This window comes from Psychrobacter sp. CX97 (assembly GCF_057396285.1).
The window spans coordinates 216,626-236,487 of record NZ_JBXYJE010000001.1 but is presented as its reverse complement, the minus strand read 5'-3'; the positions used below and the strand labels follow the sequence as shown (position 1 = coordinate 236,487).

The window sequence follows — 19,862 nt, the reverse complement described above, 5'->3', positions numbered from 1 at the left end:
TCCCAATAGTCAGCAAACCAAATTTTATATTTTTACTTTATTTATATACAACGATTAACATATAAAATGATTGAGGGTTATGAGGCAAGTGTGTAGTTTGAACATTCACGAAGTTGACTGCATAAAGCTACATATAAAAAGCTACTCTGTATAACATTAAGTTGTTTTACAGGTTAGCTGCTTTTAGGGTTTAGGTCTCTGTTTGCCCGTGTAGAACATACTTAATTTAGTTTGATTTTAATAGCACATAAACAAATGGTTGGCATTATGTATAAACAAAAAGAGAGAAGTTTAATGAATCGTATTTCAAGTTCTTTGCGATTGGCAATGGTGTCTACTATTATCTCCACCGTTGCATTAGCCGCTTCTACACTTTCATATGCTGATAGTACCACCACCATACCGGTAGATTTGGCTGGGGCTAACACGTCAAAATATGAAATTGCCGTTTTGCAAGTATTGTCCGAGATTTGTCCACCAATATTAGATCAAAATCAACGTAGTGGGTTTTTTAAAGCTTATGACTACGAATTAAAAAAACAACTGCCTACAATTGATAACCCTAAAGCAGCGATACAATACCTATCCACACAGCAGGATTATAAGAGTATTCTAACCAGTATGCGTAGTTGGACAATGGGCTTTCCTCAAGAAGATAATAAAGCACTTTGTACAGATCTCGCTAACGCTTCTTTTTAGATCCATACACTAAAAGACCGACTCATTTTGAGTCGGTCTTTTTTTATTCTAAGCAGTTAGAAGCGTAACGTGTTTGCTTAAACTCAGCTACTGCCAAGTATTTATAATTTTATGGAGTTTTTAACTGTTATAAAATTTTTTTGAGGCCTTTTTAAGATATCATTACAGCATAAAACAAAATCTATCGGCGGTATTTAGTGAGCTGATTTTATATTTAAATGTATCACACTACTTTACAATTTGATAAAATGGCCTCCTTTTTGACTACCAATTATACTAAGCAAACACAGTATTTTAACCTTTGAGAACTTTAAAATTAATTCATTAGAATTGCATTACTTAAAGATCTGCACCTAACTGATATAAACATGGTATTCGTAATATGACTGCTTCAACTAATAAAACCTCTTTAATAAGCTATATCGCAAATTCTGCACCTATCCGCTCATGGATTACTGGGGCAGGTTTAGCATTGCTTTCTACTACAAGTCTAGCTGCCGTAACTGCGCCTGAGATGGATAACGCCTCTTATGTATTAATGGACTATGACACAGGCGTCGTTTTAGCTGAAAAAAATGCAGACCAGCCCCTCCCGCCTGCTTCACTTACCAAGATGATGACCAGCCATATTATTGAAAAAAAGCTACTGGCTGGAGATCTTAAGGAAGACGAACCCGTGCTAATGAGTGAAAATGCGTGGTGCCGCGGGAGTAGTAGCCAATCTTGTATGTATGTCCCTGTTAATAAATCGGCATCAGTCATTGATATGTTACGCGGTATTATCATCCAATCTGGTAATGACGCTTCAAAAGCAATGGCCGAACATATTGCAGGTAGCGAGGCTGCTTTTGCAACCATGATGAATGAAGAAGCGAAGCAACTTGGCATGGAGAACACAAATTTTGTGAATGCCACAGGTATGCCAGCTGAAGGTCATGTAGCCTCAGCACGTGATCTTGCGAAACTTGCACGTGCTATTATTAAAGAAGGTGGCGATTACTATAATATTTATTCTGAAAAAGAGTTTACCTATAACAATATTACTCAAGGTAACCGCAACGCACTTTTATTAACCGACTCAACCGTTGATGGTCTAAAAACAGGCCATACCAGTGCTGCTGGCTATTGTTTAGTTGCTTCGAGTAAGCGCAATAACATGCGGTTGATTTCTGTCATTATGGGTGCTGGTAGCATGCAAGAGCGTGCTGATCAATCTCGTACCTTGATAAATTGGGGTTTTGGACACTTTGACACCTATGTTGGCGCTCCTGCCAATCAATATGTTGAGACTGTACCTGTCTATTTCGGTAAATCTGATAGTGTGAAATTAGCGACTGGCGAAGCCTTAAAGGTGTTGATTGAGAAAACACAAAAAGATAAAGTGAATACAGTCGTTAATATTTCAGATAATATTGAAGCACCGATTCAAAAAGGTCAAGAAGTTGGCAAGATGCTGGCTGTCGTCGACGGAAAAACTGTTGCCTCTGTTCCTGTAGTGGCTACTGAGGATGTCGGAAAGTCTGGTTTTATAAAAAGCATTTGGCAACACATTACCAAATGGTTTGGCGATTTATTCTAAACAGATTGTCTTAAGTACTTAGGGTTTCTTTTACGTCATATATACGTATATTTGGTGGCTGATTTGCGAGTAATCGTTGCAAATCAGCCATTTTTTTATTATTACAAATCCTCATGTGAAACCTAGGCGTATCTTGCGCAGTGGCATTAAACTAAGCAGCTAGGACTTGAGGAGAATAAAAAAACGAGGCCATATCAATCATTTGTTCTTAGAACCTCTGAACTTTTGCTGACGTTTCTTTAACGATTTAGCCTTAACCGCCGCTGGTTTTTTGCCTATGTAGGGGTTTTTATTCATCTTGAATTCAACCTTGAGCGGTGTTCCTTCAAGCTTAAATACTTTCCTAAATTCGTTTTCAAGATAACGCTGATAGCTTTTTGGCAATGAGCCAGTTTGATTGCCATGAATAACAATGACTGGTGGATTATGACCGCCTAAATGTGCATAGCGTAGCTTAATTCTTCTGCCGCCAACCATAGGCGGTTGATGAGCAGCAACTGCATCTTCTAATATCTGGGTCAATCTATTCGTAGATACTTTGAACATAGAAGATTGGTAAGCTTTATGAATCGATGGGTATAAGTTACCCACATTAGTACCATGAAGCGCTGAGATAAAATGCACTTTAACATAAGATAAGAAATCAAAGCGACGATCTAACTCTATACGTATCATTTCTTTTTTATCGTCTGACAACCCATCCCATTTATTAATGGCAATAACGATGGCTCGTCCTGCATCCAAGGCATAGCCAAGCATATGTAAATCTTGATCAACAATACCTTCTTGCGCATCAATAACAGCGATAACTACGTTAGCATCTTTAATCGCCTGAAGTGCTTTAATAACAGAGAACTTCTCTACTTTTTCGTCAATACGACCCCGTCGGCGCACGCCAGCTGTGTCAATTAATATATAGTTTTTCCCATTACGCTCATAAGGAATATAAATACTATCTCGCGTGGTGCCTGGCATGTCGTATACAACAACTCTATCTTCGCCTAACATACGATTAACCAAGGTCGACTTCCCAACATTTGGGCGGCCAATCACAGCAAGCTTCAAACCCTCTTGTGGCTGCTCTTCCACATCTTCGGGCATGTCTGCGGTTAGGTCATCTAAGAAGTTCATAAGGCCTCGGCCATGACTTGCAGCCATGGGATAAGGTTCGCCTAAGCCTAACGCATAAAACTCTGCTGGGGCGGCATCATGAACACCATCTACTTTATTTGCAATCAGATAAACAGGCTTACCTAAGGTATGCAGTTGTTTTGCAATTTCTGCATCAGCACCCAGCATGCCTACTCGCGCATCGACCACAAACACAATAATGTCTGCCTCATGGATTGCTGTATGCGACTGTGCGGACATGTAATCGTCAATACTGCCTTTTACATCGTCAGCTTCACCTATACCGCCAGTATCAATGACAATAAAGGATTTATTATCATAAGTAGCATCGCCATATTGGCGATCTCTAGTTAAACCAGATAAGTCAGCAACTAGGGCTTGACGTGTCTTGGTCATTTGATTAAATATTGTCGATTTGCCAACATTCGGGCGACCAATTAGGGCAACGACAGGTTTCATGGACATCTTTTATCTCACTTGATTTGATGAAGCTATAACCACTAAGTTGTCATTTGGATCTGGCATTATTATTTATTCATACACATTGTTATTTATTGATGCGTAGTTATTTATTGATGCTTATTCATTGATATACATCACGATATATATCACATAGGTACACAATGCATCAATAGGCTTTAATAAACATCGATAAGTATGTTAAGCATATATAATCTGATCCACATTTGACTTTGTTACTTAGTAGCTATTTGAATTCATTTGAATTTTAACTAGAATTAACCTTGTTTTAGCAATCATTGATAATTATTAGCAGCTATTTGGTAATCAAAGCATCATGACCTATATTTATACCATTTAGAATATACTGGTAACCGCTTATTAATTAATTTTGAAACTGCTTTGTTATGATAACATGGTTTTATCGCACTTATAATGAGCCACACTCTAACTATGTCAAGACGTTCTGCACCATTTGAAGCCCCAAATCATCTTATTGATGACCCAAACAGCAAAGATGGCATAAAACAAGCTAAAGCGTTGCTTTCTACCTTGCAAGTGGATATTGCTAAATTCCGTCATGGCCATTTCCCACCGCAAATTTTAAGGCAAATACGTGATATGCCTATTTACCAAGGCAATCACGATGAGGTTAAACTCTACCAACAGCAATGGCAGCCGCTTATTGATCGCGCATTGGCTTTTTATCCGTCAGCATATCTGCCTCCTGATCATCTGCCACTGCCTGCAAGTCTAGAGATTCCACAATTTATTTATCATGTTCAACGTCTACATTTAACCAAGACACGGGCTAAGGAATCTAAAAACTTTGGATCTATAGGTGCTTTAGTAAATAAATGTGGTCCTTTCTCAGATGAGGAATATAGACGGCTGGAAAGCGTCTTTGAACACGATGATACAGCAAGACTCGTTGCGCATCGAGAGTTTATTGATTTAAGAGCTTATGTATTTTGTCGGAATCACAAAGGCGAGTTACTTGAACCCGAACGGTTGCGTTTCTATCGTACTGGACTGATTATTCATGTCCTACCTGATTTTAAGGTGGTCGACAGCAGACAAAAGCCTCGTAAACGTCGAAATGATGCATATACCAACCTATTGGCAAATAACGGGGTCTGGAAGATTTATAAAAAGAGATAAAATAAAACGCTTTGTCATTTTCTATTTTACGGGTTCTTAAACATACCTTTTGGACATACTATTTGGTTACAAAGCCCCTACCACCTACGTTTTAACTTAAGGACAGTTAATGCTTTCAGCCATAACTATTCAACCAAATTTGATGCTGCAAGCCATTATATTTTTAGGTGCAGCATTATTGTTGGTACCTTTAGGCAAGCGGTTGCATATCTCAACCGTACTAGGCTATTTAATCACGGGCCTTATACTGGGCCCTAGCGTACTAGATGTAGCAGGTGATGCGGAAAGTCTGATGCACTTCTCTGAATTCGGCGTGGTAATGCTGCTGTTTGTTATCGGTCTAGAATTACAACCATCACGACTGTGGGCTCTACGGCGTTCAATATTTGTGTTCGGTGGGCTGCAAGTCGGAGTTACCGGAATTATCCTGATGGCCCTTGTCTATCAGTTTGCTGGCCTTAAGCTCGATACTGCTTTCATTGTCGGATTCGGCTTGGCGCTCTCTTCAACCGCCTTTGTGTTGCAAGTATTGAGTGAAAAAGAGCAACTTTCTAGTACGCATGGCCGTGAAGCGTTTACCATCTTACTCTTTCAAGATATTGCTGTTATTCCTCTACTAGCCGCCATACCTTTTTTATCAGGGGTGCGCCAGCAAACTTACGACTTAATGTATTTTGGCAAAGTAGTGGCAGTATTCGGCGGATTATTTTTAGTCAGTCGTTACGTTGTTCGTCCATTCTTTAAATTTGTGGCGTCAAGCGGTGCCACTGAACTGCTTACCGCAGTTGCTTTATTTATCGTTATGGGTGTCTCAATGTTGATGGGTCAAATTGGTCTATCAATGGCATTAGGCGCATTTCTGACCGGCGTACTGCTAGCTGACTCTGAGTATCGTCATGAACTTGAATCTAGTATCGAACCTTTCAAAGGATTGTTGCTTGGTCTTTTCTTTATGTCAGTAGGTATGCTGACAGATGTGAAACTTGTTCTCAGCCATCCCTTCGTCATTATCGGTTCTGCCATTGTGCTAATGCTAATTAAGTTTGGAATTATCTCTATTATTGCGCGGCTGTTAGGAAACCGCGTACCGACCAGTATCCGCCTCGGAGTAACGCTGGCACAAGGTGGCGAATTCGCATTTGTCTTATTTGGTACAGCAGCCACACAAAATGTACTCCGCCCTGAACTTGCGAATATGCTCACGCTTATCGTAACTGTATCTATGGCGCTAACCCCATTAGCCTTTGTATTATTGGATAAAATTGGCGAACCTATCTTTCAAAAACGGCAGCCAAGTCGAGAGTACGACAGTATTCCTGATCATGAACATCCTGTTATCATTGTAGGATTTGGTAGAGTGGGTCAAATTATCGGCCGAGTCCTGCGTATGCAGAATATCGAATTTACGGCGATTGAAAGCTCAGCAAACCAAGTCGATTTTGTGCGCAAATTCGGTAACCAAGTCTATTATGGTAATCCACAAAACCCACAAATTTTACGTACAGCGGGCGTGGATAAAGCAAGACTATTTATCATAGCAATCGACGATATTGAGCAATCTATCGCTACCGCTCGCTTTGTACATAATCACTACCCTCATCTAAAGGTATTGGTTCGTGCGCGTAACCGTGCTCACTTTTATCGCCTACGTGAAATTGGTATTACTCAAATTTGGCGTGAAACCTATTTATCTTCACTAGATATGTCACGTGAATCTTTAGAATTATTAGGGTTATCTCCTGAAAAAGCACGCGAAACAATTACTGCCTTCCGTGACTATGATGATAAATTGCTTAATCAACAACAGGCAATATATGAAGATGAAGCCAAACTCATTGAGTCTGTACAGTCCTCGTTGCAAGAGTTGGAAAGCTTATTTGATGCAGATCATGATGAAGGCAAAAAGTTGGATTTAGAGGAGATTGAAACCGCTGTTGGGCTACATAACCCTTCAAATTAATTTGGTTTTAACTGCGGGTTATTAACGGGCTGCCTTTCAAATACTGACATATAGCCCTTACACAAAGTTAAATGCATTTTAGAAGAATGACTGGCAACAGCCCTTGATTAGAGCAGTACATCATTTTGGTCATTCTTCTGCGCAACTCTTAGGCTTCTTCCTCTCGCTTAGAGAGGTAATGCATTGCCACTGCACATCCTTATCACTTGATGGACGATACATAATAAACGTCTGCCCATTTAGGTTACGGTTTGGAAAAGGAACATCGTGTATGGTGGCGATCAGCGCACAACTGCTCTGCTTTTTACCAAGTGCATCCGTATGTTCTACCACCTGCAACGTCATATTTTTACCAGATGTATTTAGCGTTATCCCTACAGGGCATTTACCCTGTACACGATACATGTCTTCGATGTGACTCGTGACTGTACGAGTTGTTAAAAACGTATTTTGAATAATGCCGTTTTCTTTAGGTTTCGCATAAAGCGGCAGAAACTGCACTTGTATGACGGTTAGTAGAAAGGCAAACAATCCAAAGGCAATACCGAGTCCAAGTTGACTGACCCCCCCTTCACGCTGCAAATGGGATTTTTGTTGTTCTAAATCTTTAGGATATTCTGTAATCGCATCTGCAATCTCTCGGCGGGCCATACGATAATAATAGGCATCTGTCCATCTCGCTACCATGACCGCCCAAAAGATCCATATTACCCCAGCGATACTAAACCGAGTCATCATGTGATATGCGCTTGGTATAAATGGGATCAACGCAAATTCAACTGCACTTAAAATGATAGCGATATTCAACTGGATAAATGACCAGCCAGCCACTGTATACACGATTGAGTCCAAATAACGCTTACGGTATAGCAGCCAACCAAAAGTGGTAAAGAAAGAAGCCCAGTGCCATTTGGCCGATAAATATCCTTGCTTATCAAACTCTGCAAAACGTTTCAGATAATACGCCTGTGACCGATTACCAATAAACCACTTATCAAGCTGTTCTCGCTGAGCTGGCGTGAGCTGCTCTTGATAAAAGGGTGGCGGGGAACTCTCTTCAATAAAAAGCATGTCGGCGAAACCTTTTTTGCAGACATAAAACATACACATTGTGCTTATACCAGCAGCTATTACTGGTTGCGCATCGTTTTGTATAACAATACACGCTATAATACGCCAAAATTTATCCTTTTTTTAGTATCTTTTTGCCATCGCAATTAACTTTGTTCTAACTCACGTTAAACCATAACAAGTTAGCACAGCTCACGGCTAAACCTAAGATCATCTTTGACTGTGTAAGTTGCTCACTGCTTGCTATTTTGTGTTAAGAATTATTAAAAGCATCAAAGTTGCTTACGCATTTTTTGCTTACTGATTTATAGTTACTAATAGGTTTAAAGCTACCTAATAAAGTTAAACACAAAGCTAGCTTTTAAAATGTAGTTAACTTCAAAAAATAAGATAGTTTTAAAATAAAAGTAGCTTTAAAAATCTAGGCAACTGCAAAATATAATTTAATAACGTTAATAATGGACGATAATTTAAATATGAGCACCGATAATAGATCCCACTCTAAAACCCCTAGTTCAATTGAAAGCCTTAACAAAGAACAGCTTATTGACGCTGTAAATAACCAGTCGCATAACCTTAAAGCTGATAGCTCAAATATTAATGATGATACCGCTAGCCACAGTGACCTCAGCCAAACTAATTCGGGACAAGACACAACAAGACACCACCGTTTTATAAACACCTTTATGAAGCGCCGTACGCATGTCAGTAAAAATGCCGAACACGCTTTGACCGATCCGGCTTACAAAAAGTACATCATTAACTCGGTAGATGAGCGGGGGAACGGTTTATTAAAAGATATTACTGATTTGCGTGCTCTATTTGCCGATATAAGTGAGACACCGAATGGTGCTGATGCCCCTTTAACTTTTGAAATTGGCTTTGGTATGGGTGGCTCGCTCATTGAAATGGCGATAGCCGACCCTTCCCGAAATTTTGTCGGTATTGAAGTCCATGAACCTGGTATTGGTAAATGTGCTTTTTTGGCGGGAGAAAATAATCTCAACAATCTTAAAATTATAAACGGCGACGCCATTCAGCTCATGCAGCAGCTACCAGAAAATCATATAGATCGTATACAGCTCTACTTTCCTGACCCTTGGCAAAAGAAGCGACATTACAAACGCCGCTTTGTCAGTCCCAAACGTATGGAGATTGTGACACGTGTGCTTAAATCTGGAGGCTGGTTCCATACCGCAACCGACTGGGAACATTATGCTTTTTGGATGCTAGACGTCCTCGATAATTTTGATGGATTAACCAATACAGCAGGCCAAGGTAACTTTACACCCAGACCAGACTTTCGACCTTTAACAAAGTTTGAGCAAAGAGGCATAGATCGAGGACATGGGGTTTGGGACTTAATATTTAGTAAAGATTAACGGCATCTGGCTATGACCTAGACCAAGCAACAATCTAACGACAATTTAAAGAATTAATGAGTAGTGTCTTTATTGTGAAACATCGCTGTTGTAAGCTGGTTAATCCCTCCTTTTTTAGCCATGTTTTAGTCATGAAATAAATTTTATATTTAACTCATTGATTCATTATGCAGAATAGAACTAGGTCGTTAATGCACGGATTATAAAGCTCACAAGAGTTTTCCCCATTAACTGTGGATAACTTTGTGGATAAGCCACTACTTGACAAGATACACCCCTGATAAAACCATGCATGACATAAAATTGTTCATTTTTCATACAATTATTTATTCCTTTAAAATCAATTAGTTATGCACTAACAGTCTTTTAGATTATAAAATAATAATATTTTTTAAAATTATTTTATATTCATTATATGTTCCACGAATTGACCCTTTAGTTTTAATTAATCTGTGGATAAGTTATAAACATATCGTATTTAGTGTTGACTTTTTAACTTTTATACACCTGTCACGTCAGAGAGAATTTTACGTAACTTATCCCCTTTTAACCCAAAAACTAAACCAATAAATTTTATATATTCTAACCTCCTATAAAATTAATATGTTTTAGATAGATAAGAGAAAAATTAAATGAAATTACGTATTTTAACAGTGGGTAGTAAAATGCCCGAATGGGTCATTAATGGATTTGATGAGTATCATAAACGTATCCAGCCCATGCTTATTACTGAGATGGTAGAACTACCTGCTGCTAAAAGAACTAAGAACCCTTCTGAGGCTAACCTTGCTCAGTATCGAGAACAAGAAGGAAGAAGTATTTTGGCGGCGCATCAAAGTAATGCTCGTGAGAAGCTGTGGGTATTGGATGTTAAAGGCAAAATGTTGTCTACTGAGCAGTTAGCGACAAACTTGAGTGACACCATGCAGCTTGGGGACGATGTGGCACTGGTTATTGGTGGCGCTGATGGGGTATCGCCTGAAGTGCTGAGAGCAGCAGATTTTAAATGGTCTTTATCTCCACTTACTCTCCCCCACCCTTTAGTGCGTGTGGTGTTGATGGAGCAGTTATATCGTGCAATGAGTATTAATAACAATCATCCTTACCACCGGGGGAATTAACACAGTGGGAGGTTGTGTTGTTGTCATACGCATCATAGGGTTTTAATGTAGAATTCTGCATGGTCGGTTATACCTAGTATCTCTAGTTGTTACTACAATTAATAATATATTAAAGGACTTATCGGCATACTCTGAATTAATTTTGCATGCTTTGATGTATTTAAGCCGGTAGTTCCCAATTAATATTAAATGCCTAGCCCAACGTATCACATACATAAAAACAAACTTTAGTGTATAAATTTACATTACTAAACACTCTATTTACAGTTTACGATTCAAGTATACATTCCGTGTCATTTCCTTACCAAACTCAACCTAATCTTTATTTTTATGGTGCTATTATCCGAAAAATCAGCTACTAGTAAATTCGATACTGTAAATATAACTGTAACTATAGTTTAACGAAAACAATAGTTTAAACGACAGACTGTGTATTTGGTCCTAATTTAAATCTTTAATATCACTTTCGTTACACTACACTCCAACACACTCCAACCATTCATTAATAGTTTAGTAATATTGACGAGGATACTAAAATGATTCCAACATATACCCCACAGCGACGTCCATCATGGCGTGGTGTATTAGCAGGACTTCTAATGGGTCTAATTGTGGTCATGGCCATGATTGCTTTAGCACTGGTATTAAGTTCTTTCCTACCGTTTAGTTTACAAGGTACAAGCATAGCTGCTGGTATTTATACTGCGATTACCGCTTTAGTTAGTGCCTATGTCGCAGGCTTCTTTGCCGTTAAATATTCAGCGCCTGAAACTCTTTTTGGTGATGGTACTGAAATTGACCCTAAAGATGCCACTTTAACAGGTATGTTAACAGCGGCTTCAATGGTTGCTTTAACGACTATAATGGCAATCAATGGGGCAACTAGCATTTTATCGACTGCCACAAGTGCAGTAAGTAGTACGGTTAGTACCGTAGCCAGCACTGCTGCTACTGCTGCTGGTGGTGTAGCGAAAGCCACTTCTGGTGCTGTTGGTAGCGCCGTTGAGCAGTCAGATGTGAACGTGCAACAAGAAGCAAAACAGATTTATGACAAAGTGACTGGCGATATTAGCCGTAGTGATATTGAAGGTTGGATAGCTAAAAATACTCAAGGTCTTAACCAAGATCAAATTAGTGCCACGGCTGATGTGGTTGAAGAGATGGTAAACGAACAAAAAGCTGAGGTACAAGAGCTTGACTTGACTAGCCTTGAAACTTGGAAAAATATCGATGAAGTGGCTAAGAACCGTTTAGCCGATATTGAACAAACGCTTAAAAGTGATGAAATCATCACTCGTCTTCAAGCGGAAGGTCTAAGTGAAAGCGAAGCGCAAGAAGTCCGTAATGAAGTGGTTGCTTCATACAATGAGTACAAAACTGACACTGAGCAAATGGTAGCAACTGCCCAACAAAAAGCAGATCAAGGCTTACAAAAAGTGGATCAAGCGCTTAATACCGCTGAAGATGTAGCACGTAAAACAGCCTTGTATTCAGGCCTATTCTGGTTGATTAGTACGCTATTGACTTTCATTGCTAGTACTATGGGTGCTCGTAGTGCGGCCGCTAATTACCGATTAGATAAACCCATTGTTAGAATGGGAGATAACATCCGTTAATTGATTAGATGGGTTAATTGAGTAAGTAGGTCGTTTACTGCTTGATAGAAACTGTCTATTTCAATCCTATTAAAATAAAGGACATACCTTTAATTTAAACATTGCCCTAAGATTTTGAAAAGCATCCTGAATTTTCAGGGTGCTTTTCTTTTATTCATTATATTAATCTTTAACATTATATTATTCTCTTAATATCTATATTCCACCTATTTATAATGATTATTATATAGTCAGCGAACTACTGAACGGTTACGGCGTTAACCTCTTTAAGCCTACTCCAGTAGTACTTGCACTCGGTTGCCTTGTAACCATTTTAGAATTCTTTAACTATAGTTAGAATTGGACAAGGACAGAGCGTATTAGCCCTCGAAGTCAAAAAGACTCCCTAAGATGCTACACCCACTAAATCAGGTATAAACTGATTCAACAAGATAATTGACCAATAGATAGATTGATTGTTTATTAGATAGAGGATTGGCGTTAATAAATAATATTTGCTTTTGGTTTAATTGGGCGTATATTTTCACGTAGCTTGTTTTTTCACGGATACTGGGCTAAAACGTCTAGTCTACGTTTACCAGACCCTTTAGCGGGGTAATGTTAATGAAGCGGTTATAAGTTATACCGAGCAATGAGTAGTAATAACAACCATCCTTATCATCGGAGCAATTAAGGGATAGATACATTGAAAGTAGAGACAAGTGACTTGGTACAATTCAACAAACAACGTCATAACCCATAACGCTATAATAAAAATTAGACTAATATCTTAGTAAAAAATACTGCCACTAGAGCCGATCACAATTTCTTTGTCAAACTCAATGGCTGCTTTAAAAATACAGCCCTGCCCCCATAACTAGACCATGACACATTCATATTCTGCACAGTCTTTAGGTTCACAATCTTTAGGTTCACAGTATCTTAGTATGGCAACAAGTAACCCCGCACGCAACTTACTGAATCGTAAATCACAGGCTAGGCAATTGACCAGTCTGGAGGCGATGGCTATTTCTGAACCTTATGCGACTCTGCCTAGCCTGTTTATCTCACACGGTGCGCCTACTTTTGCCCTTGAAAAAAATGCCACTACCAATGCACTGGCTCGAACAGGGCAAAATTTGCCGTCTCCTAAAGCCATCATCATCATGTCAGCACACTGGGTATCGCATTCTTTAGAAATTGCCAGTAACCCCAAACCCCAAACGTGGCATGATTTTTCTGGATTTACCCAAAAGCTATATACCTTAAACTATCCCGCTAGCGGCCATCCTGCTTTAGCAGAGTCGTTATCGTCACAACTGAATAAAATGGGGATGCCCAACAGCGTGAACCCACTGCGACCTTTAGATCACGGTGTCTGGGCTCCTCTTCTTCATCTATATCCAGACGCAAACATCCCCATTGTTCAGATATCTTTACCCAAAAATTTTGATGCCTATGCCTGTTATCAATTGGGCAACTTATTTACCCAACTGCGCCGCGAACAAGTACTAATCATTGGTTCGGGCAGCATTACTCATAACTTAGCGACCATAAAGTGGGATGCCAAAAGCGAAGAGGAAAATGCACTGGCCTTTAAATATTGGCTGCTTCATATGCTCAAAACAGATATTGCTACTGCCTTAGACTGGCAACAATTTACTGAAGTTAATAAAGTCCACCCTACCCCAGAACATTTACTACCGTTATTTTTTGCACTTGGGTGTGGTCAACGGGTTTCGGTAATTCACGAGAGTATGGCTCATCACAGTTTAGGTATGGATGTGTATCGCTTTGACTAACTAGAATACGACCTAAAAGCCCATAACCAATTCGCTACACAAAGTGAGCGACTAAAGCTTTAACTTTGTTAAAATCTATTTTTATTAGAACTCAACTTCATTTTAACCCTATATCATTTTAACCCAACTTCAAGCGAGGCCATTAACTTGGGAAACAATAAGCTAGAAACTACAAATCAAAATGCAGTGGTATTGCTCTCTGGTGGTTTAGACTCCGTTACTTGTCTGTATTGGGCAAAACAACGTTATGCTAAGGTAACCGCTGTCAGTTTTAATTATGGTCAACGCCATAACAGTGAGCTGATAGCCGCTAAACGTATCGCTAAACAAGCCGCAGTGGATCATAAAATTATTGATATTGATATCGCCCAACTTGGTGGTTCTTCATTAACAGATTATGATATGACGGTTCCTGATGGCGATACTGATAAGTTCCCTACCCACACAGACGTCATTGATAACGATGCCATTCCTAACACCTATGTGCCAGCACGTAATACCATTTTTTTATCTTATGCGTTAGCGGTAGCGGAAGTTACTGACTCTAATCACATTGTGATTGGTGTGAGTTCAGTAGATTACTCTGGCTATCCAGATTGTCGGCCTGAATATATCCATGCGTTTGAAATTATGGCAAATCTAGCAACTAAAGCTGGCGTGACAGGTCATAAGCTACACATTCAAACGCCTCTACAAACACTGACCAAGGCAGAAACTATAAAGCTTGGCACTTCTCTTGGCGTGGACTACTCACAAACCGTTTCTTGCTATAAAGCAGATAGCGAAGGCAAAGCTTGCGGCATTTGCGACAGCTGCACCCTACGTAAAAGAGGCTTTAAAGATGCGGGTGTTCCCGACCCAACTCCATATCAGGCTTAAATAGCAATATATCTAAAGTAGGCAACGATAGTCAGATAAAATCATGGAATCTGGTAGGCTGTTACCGATGCTTAACATACTTTTTCATTTTAATAGCAAAAAGCAGTATTTTTATAGGCATTTGCTTGCTATGGTTTAGTTCTGCTATTTTTAGTTGTTTGATACTCGAAATTAAGAACCTGTATTCATCAGCTAAAGTTAGGATATTTTTAGAATAAAATGAACCAATACAAGGCACTTTTAAGTTAAATACAAGGCAGTCTTAAGTTAAAAGCGCGGGTTGCATTCTATTTAATCCTAATTTTAACGAACGAGTGGCTTGTGTAAGACGAAAATAGCCAATTAAAGTTTGTGAATACAGGTTCTACTAATTCTCAACAGTTAATAACGCTTGAAATGTAATAGCTATTTTTTTACCTCCACATATTATTTAGGACTATTTATGACATTTACTTCAAAACTTAATTTACTGCCCATTCTTTCACTAGGCACTTCTGCTATGTTGATGATGTCGTCAGCGAATGCTTTAGACATTAAACAAGAGATGGTCAATAGCTGCGTTAAACAGGCCGTTAATGATAAAATTGCCGATAAAGAAAATGCCTCTAAACTATGTAGCTGCACGGCTGATGTTCAAAGCAAAATGACTGTTGGTCAAATGTGGGAAGCTGAAAGCTATGCTAAGAGCGGTAAAAACCCAATTACCCTGCCTTATATTAAAAAAATGCAACAAGACATGCAAAAGTGCTCAAAAGGGTTAAAAATAAATAACCCAAGTAAAGCCAAATAGTTATTCAGTCACTGTTTACTTCATTATTAATTCACTGTTAAATAGCTATTTAAGACTGTCAAATTAAGACTGTTAGACTATTTAACAGTGAACCTATTTTTATATTTAAACCGAATATGAACGCTAAAAAAGCAGGTTTTAATTATTAATCGCCTCTATCTATGAGAGTGAGTATTAAACATTTCATATAACGACCTATTTAAGACAAGGACTGATCATGGCCAAATCGACCGATGAGACAATTACGCTTCCAGAATTTACCGTGCCTATGGTACGAAAGATTGATGACAACATGATTGAAGCGGATATTAGCTTAAAAGATTTAATCGACAACCGTAAAAAAGGGCTGATTTTATACTTTTATCCACGTGACAACACTCCCGGTTGTACGGTTCAAGCCATTGATTTTACATCTATGCTTTCTGATTTTGATAAACTGGGTTATGACATCATTGGCGTATCAAGAGACAGCATTGAGTCACACAAAAAGTTTATAGACAAGCAGAATTTGCAAATTCCGCTTATCAGTGATAGCGATGAAAGGTTATGTCAACACTTTGATGTGATAAAAGAAAAAAATATGTATGGCAAAAAAACAATGGGACTGGTGCGCTCTACGTTTGTGTATGATAGTAAAGGTAAACTCACGCATGCTCAGCGTAATTTACGAGCAAAGGGCTATGCTGATAGACTGTTAGAAACATTGGCTTAAGTTCTAAGGATTACGCTGTGAGCGTTAAACTCTAAGGCTAAATCATTTAAGTTATTTGCCTTAGGTTTTGAAGCTTAATAATTTAGACCTAAGCTGTTAGAGTTAAGTAATTGCAATTGGTATAGATTATTCGTCTAGCTAAACTAGGCTGTCAAATGCGCTCATCAAACATAATAAGAGCCCGATCTGCTTTTAAACATTCCATACTTAAACTAAAAATAGTCAATTGAGGGATTATCTTGTTATGACCGAAACAGCAAGTGATACAGGTAAAGCTATTCGCCATGTTGATGCCGCTATTATTGGCGCAGGCACAGCAGGACATAATGCATACCGTCAAATCAGTAAAGTAACCGACAACCTTGTCATTATTAACGAAGGTATTTGGTCAACTACCTGTACCACCATGGGCTGTATGCCAAGTAAATTATTGATTGCAGCCGCCGAGCGTGCCTATCATGCTAACCATTCTGATGAATTTGGTGTGGAAGGTAAAGCGACGATCAACGGCAAGCAAGTCATGCAACGGGTGCAACGTGAGCGCGACCATTTTGCCAGCTTTCCGCTTAAAAATGCTGAAAGCTGGGATGAGAAAAATAAGATTTATGGTCGAGCCCTATTTACTGAATCAGGATTAATAGAAGCCCATACTTCAACGGGAAAGGTGGAGTATATTAAGGCTGACCATATCATAGTCGCTACTGGCTCAAAACCTTATATCCCTGAAGGCTGGAAAGAAAGCTTAGGCGATACCCTACTAACCTCAGACATTATTTTTGAAATCGCTGATTTACCTAAATCAATGGCTGTCATAGGTACTGGCGCTATTGGTTTAGAGCTGGCACAGGCAATGAGTAGACTCGGTGTTCAGGTGGCTATCTTTAACCGTGCCAAGCGTGTGGGCAGCTTACCCGATGAAAAAGTTAACGAGAAAGCTATTGCATGCTTGTCCAAGCAACTTGATTTGCGTTTAAATACAACGATAGAAAAAGTAGATCGAGAAGACAGCGAAAATGGTTCTATAGCTATTATTCACTATACTGATGAAGACGGTAAGCGTCATACATGGCGGGGTCAAAAAGTCTTAGTCGCTACGGGCAGACGCAATACGATTCACACACTTGGTCTTGAGCATTTAGGCGTCAGTCTGGATGATAAGAATCGCCCTATTAATATGGATCCCATTACCGGTAACATTAAAGATACCATTGATGGTACTGATGTCTATATTGTGGGCGATGCCAATGCATTGATGCCAGTATTGCATGTAACCAGTAATGAGGGATATTTTGCAGGTAGAGAAGTGGCTATGCTTATTACCAATAAAGCCAAAACCGTTAGTATGAGTGAAGCCATTGCGAGTGACCCTGACTGTCCTTCTGATGCTACTATTTTAAATGACGTGACTCCGGATAAAGCCAACAAACCTACTACCCCAATGTCAGTTATTTTCAGCTCACCGCAAATTGCAAATGTCGGTAAGTCACTATCTGAGTTAGAGGCTGAAGGGTTAGCGCATGTCATAGGAGAGGTTAGCTTTGACAATCAAGGTCGCAGCCGTATCATGGGGGTAAACTGTGGATTACTGCGTATTTACGCCAGCCCCGATAGCGGTCTGGTTTTAGGAGCTTGTATGGTAGGTCCTGACGCCGAATATATTGCTCATATATTAGCAATGGCGATTACTAACGATATAACTATCGATGGCTTATTGGCAAGTCCTTTCTACCACCCAACAATTATGGAAGGATTTCGTACTGCGCTGCGTGATACGAGAAGTAAGATTCAATCCTCTAGCTTATAAATCAGTAGCTGGGCTAAATCTTTCGTTTAAATATTATCTGTTTTACCTCTATTTAAACCACACCCATATTTAAGTAAGACCTCTATTTATCTATTAAAACACCCTGTTATTTAATTAACAGGGTGTTTTTTATGATTATAGTCGCTAAACTTATCAACCACTACGTTGTTAACCTCGTTTGCTGTACAACTCTACTTGCATTCAACTGCCTAGTAGCGAATTTAAAGTTCTTTGATTATTATAATTCAGTACGCCCGTTTCTCATTAGTCCCTTACTATAACCACATGAGGACTAGCATAATCCGTTTTAGTGGATTTAGAAAATAAGCGATGTAGAATACTCAGTATAAGCATGATTTAATGTATATTATGGATTATATAAATCTGAACACTTCTTCTTAAATGCACACTTCTGTTAAATGCATAGACTGAATGGGTAAATAGGTTGAATTAGGAAATAGGACAGGCAATGGCAAGTAACACGAGCTCAAAACTTAGCGCATTTTTTCAAGAAATTATGCACGATTTATATTCGAGCTTATATCTAGCTATTGGGGGCGATCTAGAAGAAGGAACACATGACTGGGCATCGCGTGGGGCAGAGCTTGCCAGCACTACGATTAAAATTCTCATTCTGCTGGTCGTATTAGGCTGCTTTTACTGGCTGATTATTTATGTCATTAAGCACAATAAAGAGCGTTTTAAGCTTAGTGACAAACGAATGAATATTGTCCGCTCAACGATTCGTTACATTTGGTTTGTCAGTTGCCTTATAGCAGTCATGAGTCAGATAAATATACAACCCTCCACTGTCAAAGCAACTGCTAAGGCCAGTATTTGGGCAGGCATTTATTTTGTGTTATGGACCTCGTCTGAACAAGTTATTAGCCGAGTGCTAAAGCATTACGGACTTAATGCATCAATTGAACAACTACTCAAAAACGTATTTTCAGTGCTCATCGTGGTATTCGGTCTTGCCAGCGTTATGGCTCAGTTTGGTTTTGATATCGTCTCACTGGTAGCTGGTTTAGGTATTGTTGGCTTGGCAGTCGGTTTTGCCGCCCAACAAACCATTGCTAACTTTATTTCTGGAATAACCATCTTGCTTGAGCAGTCCATCCAGGTAGGAGATTGGATTAGCCTCGATGATAAAGAAGGCCGTGTTATTCTAATCTCACTACGTACCACCCATATTTTAACACGCGATAATATAACCGTCATTATCCCAAATTCAACAGTTGCCTCATCCGAAGTCACAAACTTAACTTCCAAAAACTTCATTCGTTTCGATATCAAAGCGCGTATAGCATTGGAGGCAGACATAGATGCCGCACGTCAAGTTATCCTGAAAGTTATTGAGGGTATGGATAGCATATTAGAGCGTCCTGAACCCTCTGCAACTATTAGTGAGATTAGTGACTTCGGGGCTGTCTTTATTGTGCGCTTTTGGGTAAAACCTGCTGCTGTCGCACGTATCCCTCGTATTAAAGAAGCACTTCATGAGCAAATTAAAAACAGTCTACAAGCAGCGGAAATTGCCATCCCATACCCGCATATGCGGATTTTAATGCCTAAGGATGTTGACTATCCTATTGCAACAAAACCCTTTGAGGTTACTACTCATGCAGGTAATGATGTCGATTAGTTATTAACCGCTCCTAATTCAGCTAAATTATGCCATTTTAGGTGGGTTAATTTTCTATTCTCTTAGGTTAGT

General features: G+C 39.3%; 15 protein-coding genes. 13 read left to right on the top strand and 2 right to left on the bottom strand.

Features of this window, described 5'->3' with window-relative positions:
* Positions 1 to 267 precede the first annotated feature (267 nt).
* Both AC2SLL_RS00935 and AC2SLL_RS00930 read left to right on the top strand, forming a co-directional pair.
* Positions 268 to 699: an MCR_0457 family protein gene (locus AC2SLL_RS00935; protein WP_486529788.1), complete on the top strand. Its 432-nt coding sequence runs from the start codon at positions 268 to 270 to the stop codon at positions 697 to 699.
* 382 nt (positions 700 to 1,081) lie between these two features.
* Positions 1,082 to 2,278, top strand: a complete 1,197-nt coding sequence (locus tag AC2SLL_RS00930) for a D-alanyl-D-alanine carboxypeptidase family protein (protein ID WP_486529787.1) — start codon at positions 1,082 to 1,084, stop codon at positions 2,276 to 2,278.
* Between the two features lie 198 nt (positions 2,279 to 2,476).
* On the opposite strand, the gene der is transcribed toward AC2SLL_RS00930, so the two are convergent.
* Entirely contained in the window at positions 2,477 to 3,874 is a 1,398-nt protein-coding gene (der, locus tag AC2SLL_RS00925; protein WP_486529786.1) for a ribosome biogenesis GTPase Der, read from the bottom strand.
* Between the two features lie 447 nt (positions 3,875 to 4,321).
* Between der and AC2SLL_RS00920 the strand changes: the two genes are divergently transcribed.
* Both AC2SLL_RS00920 and AC2SLL_RS00915 read left to right on the top strand, forming a co-directional pair.
* Positions 4,322 to 5,029 carry a hypothetical protein gene (locus AC2SLL_RS00920; protein WP_486529785.1) on the top strand — a complete coding sequence of 236 codons (708 nt, stop codon included), beginning with the start codon at positions 4,322 to 4,324 and terminating at the stop codon, positions 5,027 to 5,029.
* A 109-nt stretch (positions 5,030 to 5,138) separates the two neighbouring features.
* Positions 5,139 to 6,989, top strand: a complete 1,851-nt coding sequence (locus AC2SLL_RS00915; RefSeq protein WP_486529784.1) for a monovalent cation:proton antiporter-2 (CPA2) family protein — start codon at positions 5,139 to 5,141, stop codon at positions 6,987 to 6,989.
* 129 nt (positions 6,990 to 7,118) lie between these two features.
* On the opposite strand, the gene AC2SLL_RS00910 is transcribed toward AC2SLL_RS00915, so the two are convergent.
* The gene (locus AC2SLL_RS00910) at positions 7,119 to 8,093 is read right to left on the bottom strand and encodes a DUF2628 domain-containing protein (RefSeq protein WP_486529783.1); all 975 of its coding nucleotides are present in this window, start codon (positions 8,091 to 8,093) and stop codon (positions 7,119 to 7,121) included.
* Between the two features lie 443 nt (positions 8,094 to 8,536).
* On the opposite strand from AC2SLL_RS00910, the gene trmB reads away from it, so the two are divergent.
* The 9 genes from trmB to AC2SLL_RS00865 all read left to right on the top strand — a co-directional run bounded on the left by trmB (position 8,537) and on the right by AC2SLL_RS00865 (position 19,790).
* Positions 8,537 to 9,442: a tRNA (guanosine(46)-N7)-methyltransferase TrmB gene (gene trmB, locus AC2SLL_RS00905; protein ID WP_486529782.1), complete on the top strand. Its 906-nt coding sequence runs from the start codon at positions 8,537 to 8,539 to the stop codon at positions 9,440 to 9,442.
* Positions 9,443 to 10,074: 632 nt separating this feature from the next.
* Positions 10,075 to 10,563 (top strand): 23S rRNA (pseudouridine(1915)-N(3))-methyltransferase RlmH, encoded by a 489-nt coding sequence (gene rlmH / locus AC2SLL_RS00900; RefSeq protein WP_486529781.1) that lies wholly within the window; start codon positions 10,075 to 10,077, stop codon positions 10,561 to 10,563.
* Positions 10,564 to 11,099: 536 nt separating this feature from the next.
* Positions 11,100 to 12,179 (top strand): hypothetical protein, encoded by a 1,080-nt coding sequence (locus tag AC2SLL_RS00895; RefSeq protein WP_486529780.1) that lies wholly within the window; start codon positions 11,100 to 11,102, stop codon positions 12,177 to 12,179.
* Between the two features lie 1,001 nt (positions 12,180 to 13,180).
* The gene (locus AC2SLL_RS00890; protein ID WP_486529910.1) at positions 13,181 to 13,960 is read left to right on the top strand and encodes a DODA-type extradiol aromatic ring-opening family dioxygenase; all 780 of its coding nucleotides are present in this window, start codon (positions 13,181 to 13,183) and stop codon (positions 13,958 to 13,960) included.
* 141 nt (positions 13,961 to 14,101) lie between these two features.
* A complete protein-coding gene (gene queC, locus AC2SLL_RS00885; protein ID WP_486529909.1) occupies positions 14,102 to 14,839 on the top strand; it encodes a 7-cyano-7-deazaguanine synthase QueC in 738 nt (245 codons plus the stop codon).
* Positions 14,840 to 15,281: 442 nt separating this feature from the next.
* Positions 15,282 to 15,629, top strand: coding sequence for a hypothetical protein (locus AC2SLL_RS00880; protein WP_486529779.1), 348 nt, complete (start codon positions 15,282 to 15,284; stop codon positions 15,627 to 15,629).
* Positions 15,630 to 15,846: 217 nt separating this feature from the next.
* Positions 15,847 to 16,341: a peroxiredoxin gene (locus AC2SLL_RS00875; RefSeq protein ID WP_486529778.1), complete on the top strand. Its 495-nt coding sequence runs from the start codon at positions 15,847 to 15,849 to the stop codon at positions 16,339 to 16,341.
* Positions 16,342 to 16,585: 244 nt separating this feature from the next.
* Positions 16,586 to 18,145, top strand: coding sequence for a dihydrolipoyl dehydrogenase (locus tag AC2SLL_RS00870; RefSeq protein ID WP_486529777.1), 1,560 nt, complete (start codon positions 16,586 to 16,588; stop codon positions 18,143 to 18,145).
* 469 nt (positions 18,146 to 18,614) lie between these two features.
* Positions 18,615 to 19,790: a mechanosensitive ion channel family protein gene (locus AC2SLL_RS00865; protein ID WP_486529776.1), complete on the top strand. Its 1,176-nt coding sequence runs from the start codon at positions 18,615 to 18,617 to the stop codon at positions 19,788 to 19,790.
* The last annotated feature ends 72 nt before the right edge of the window (positions 19,791 to 19,862 follow it).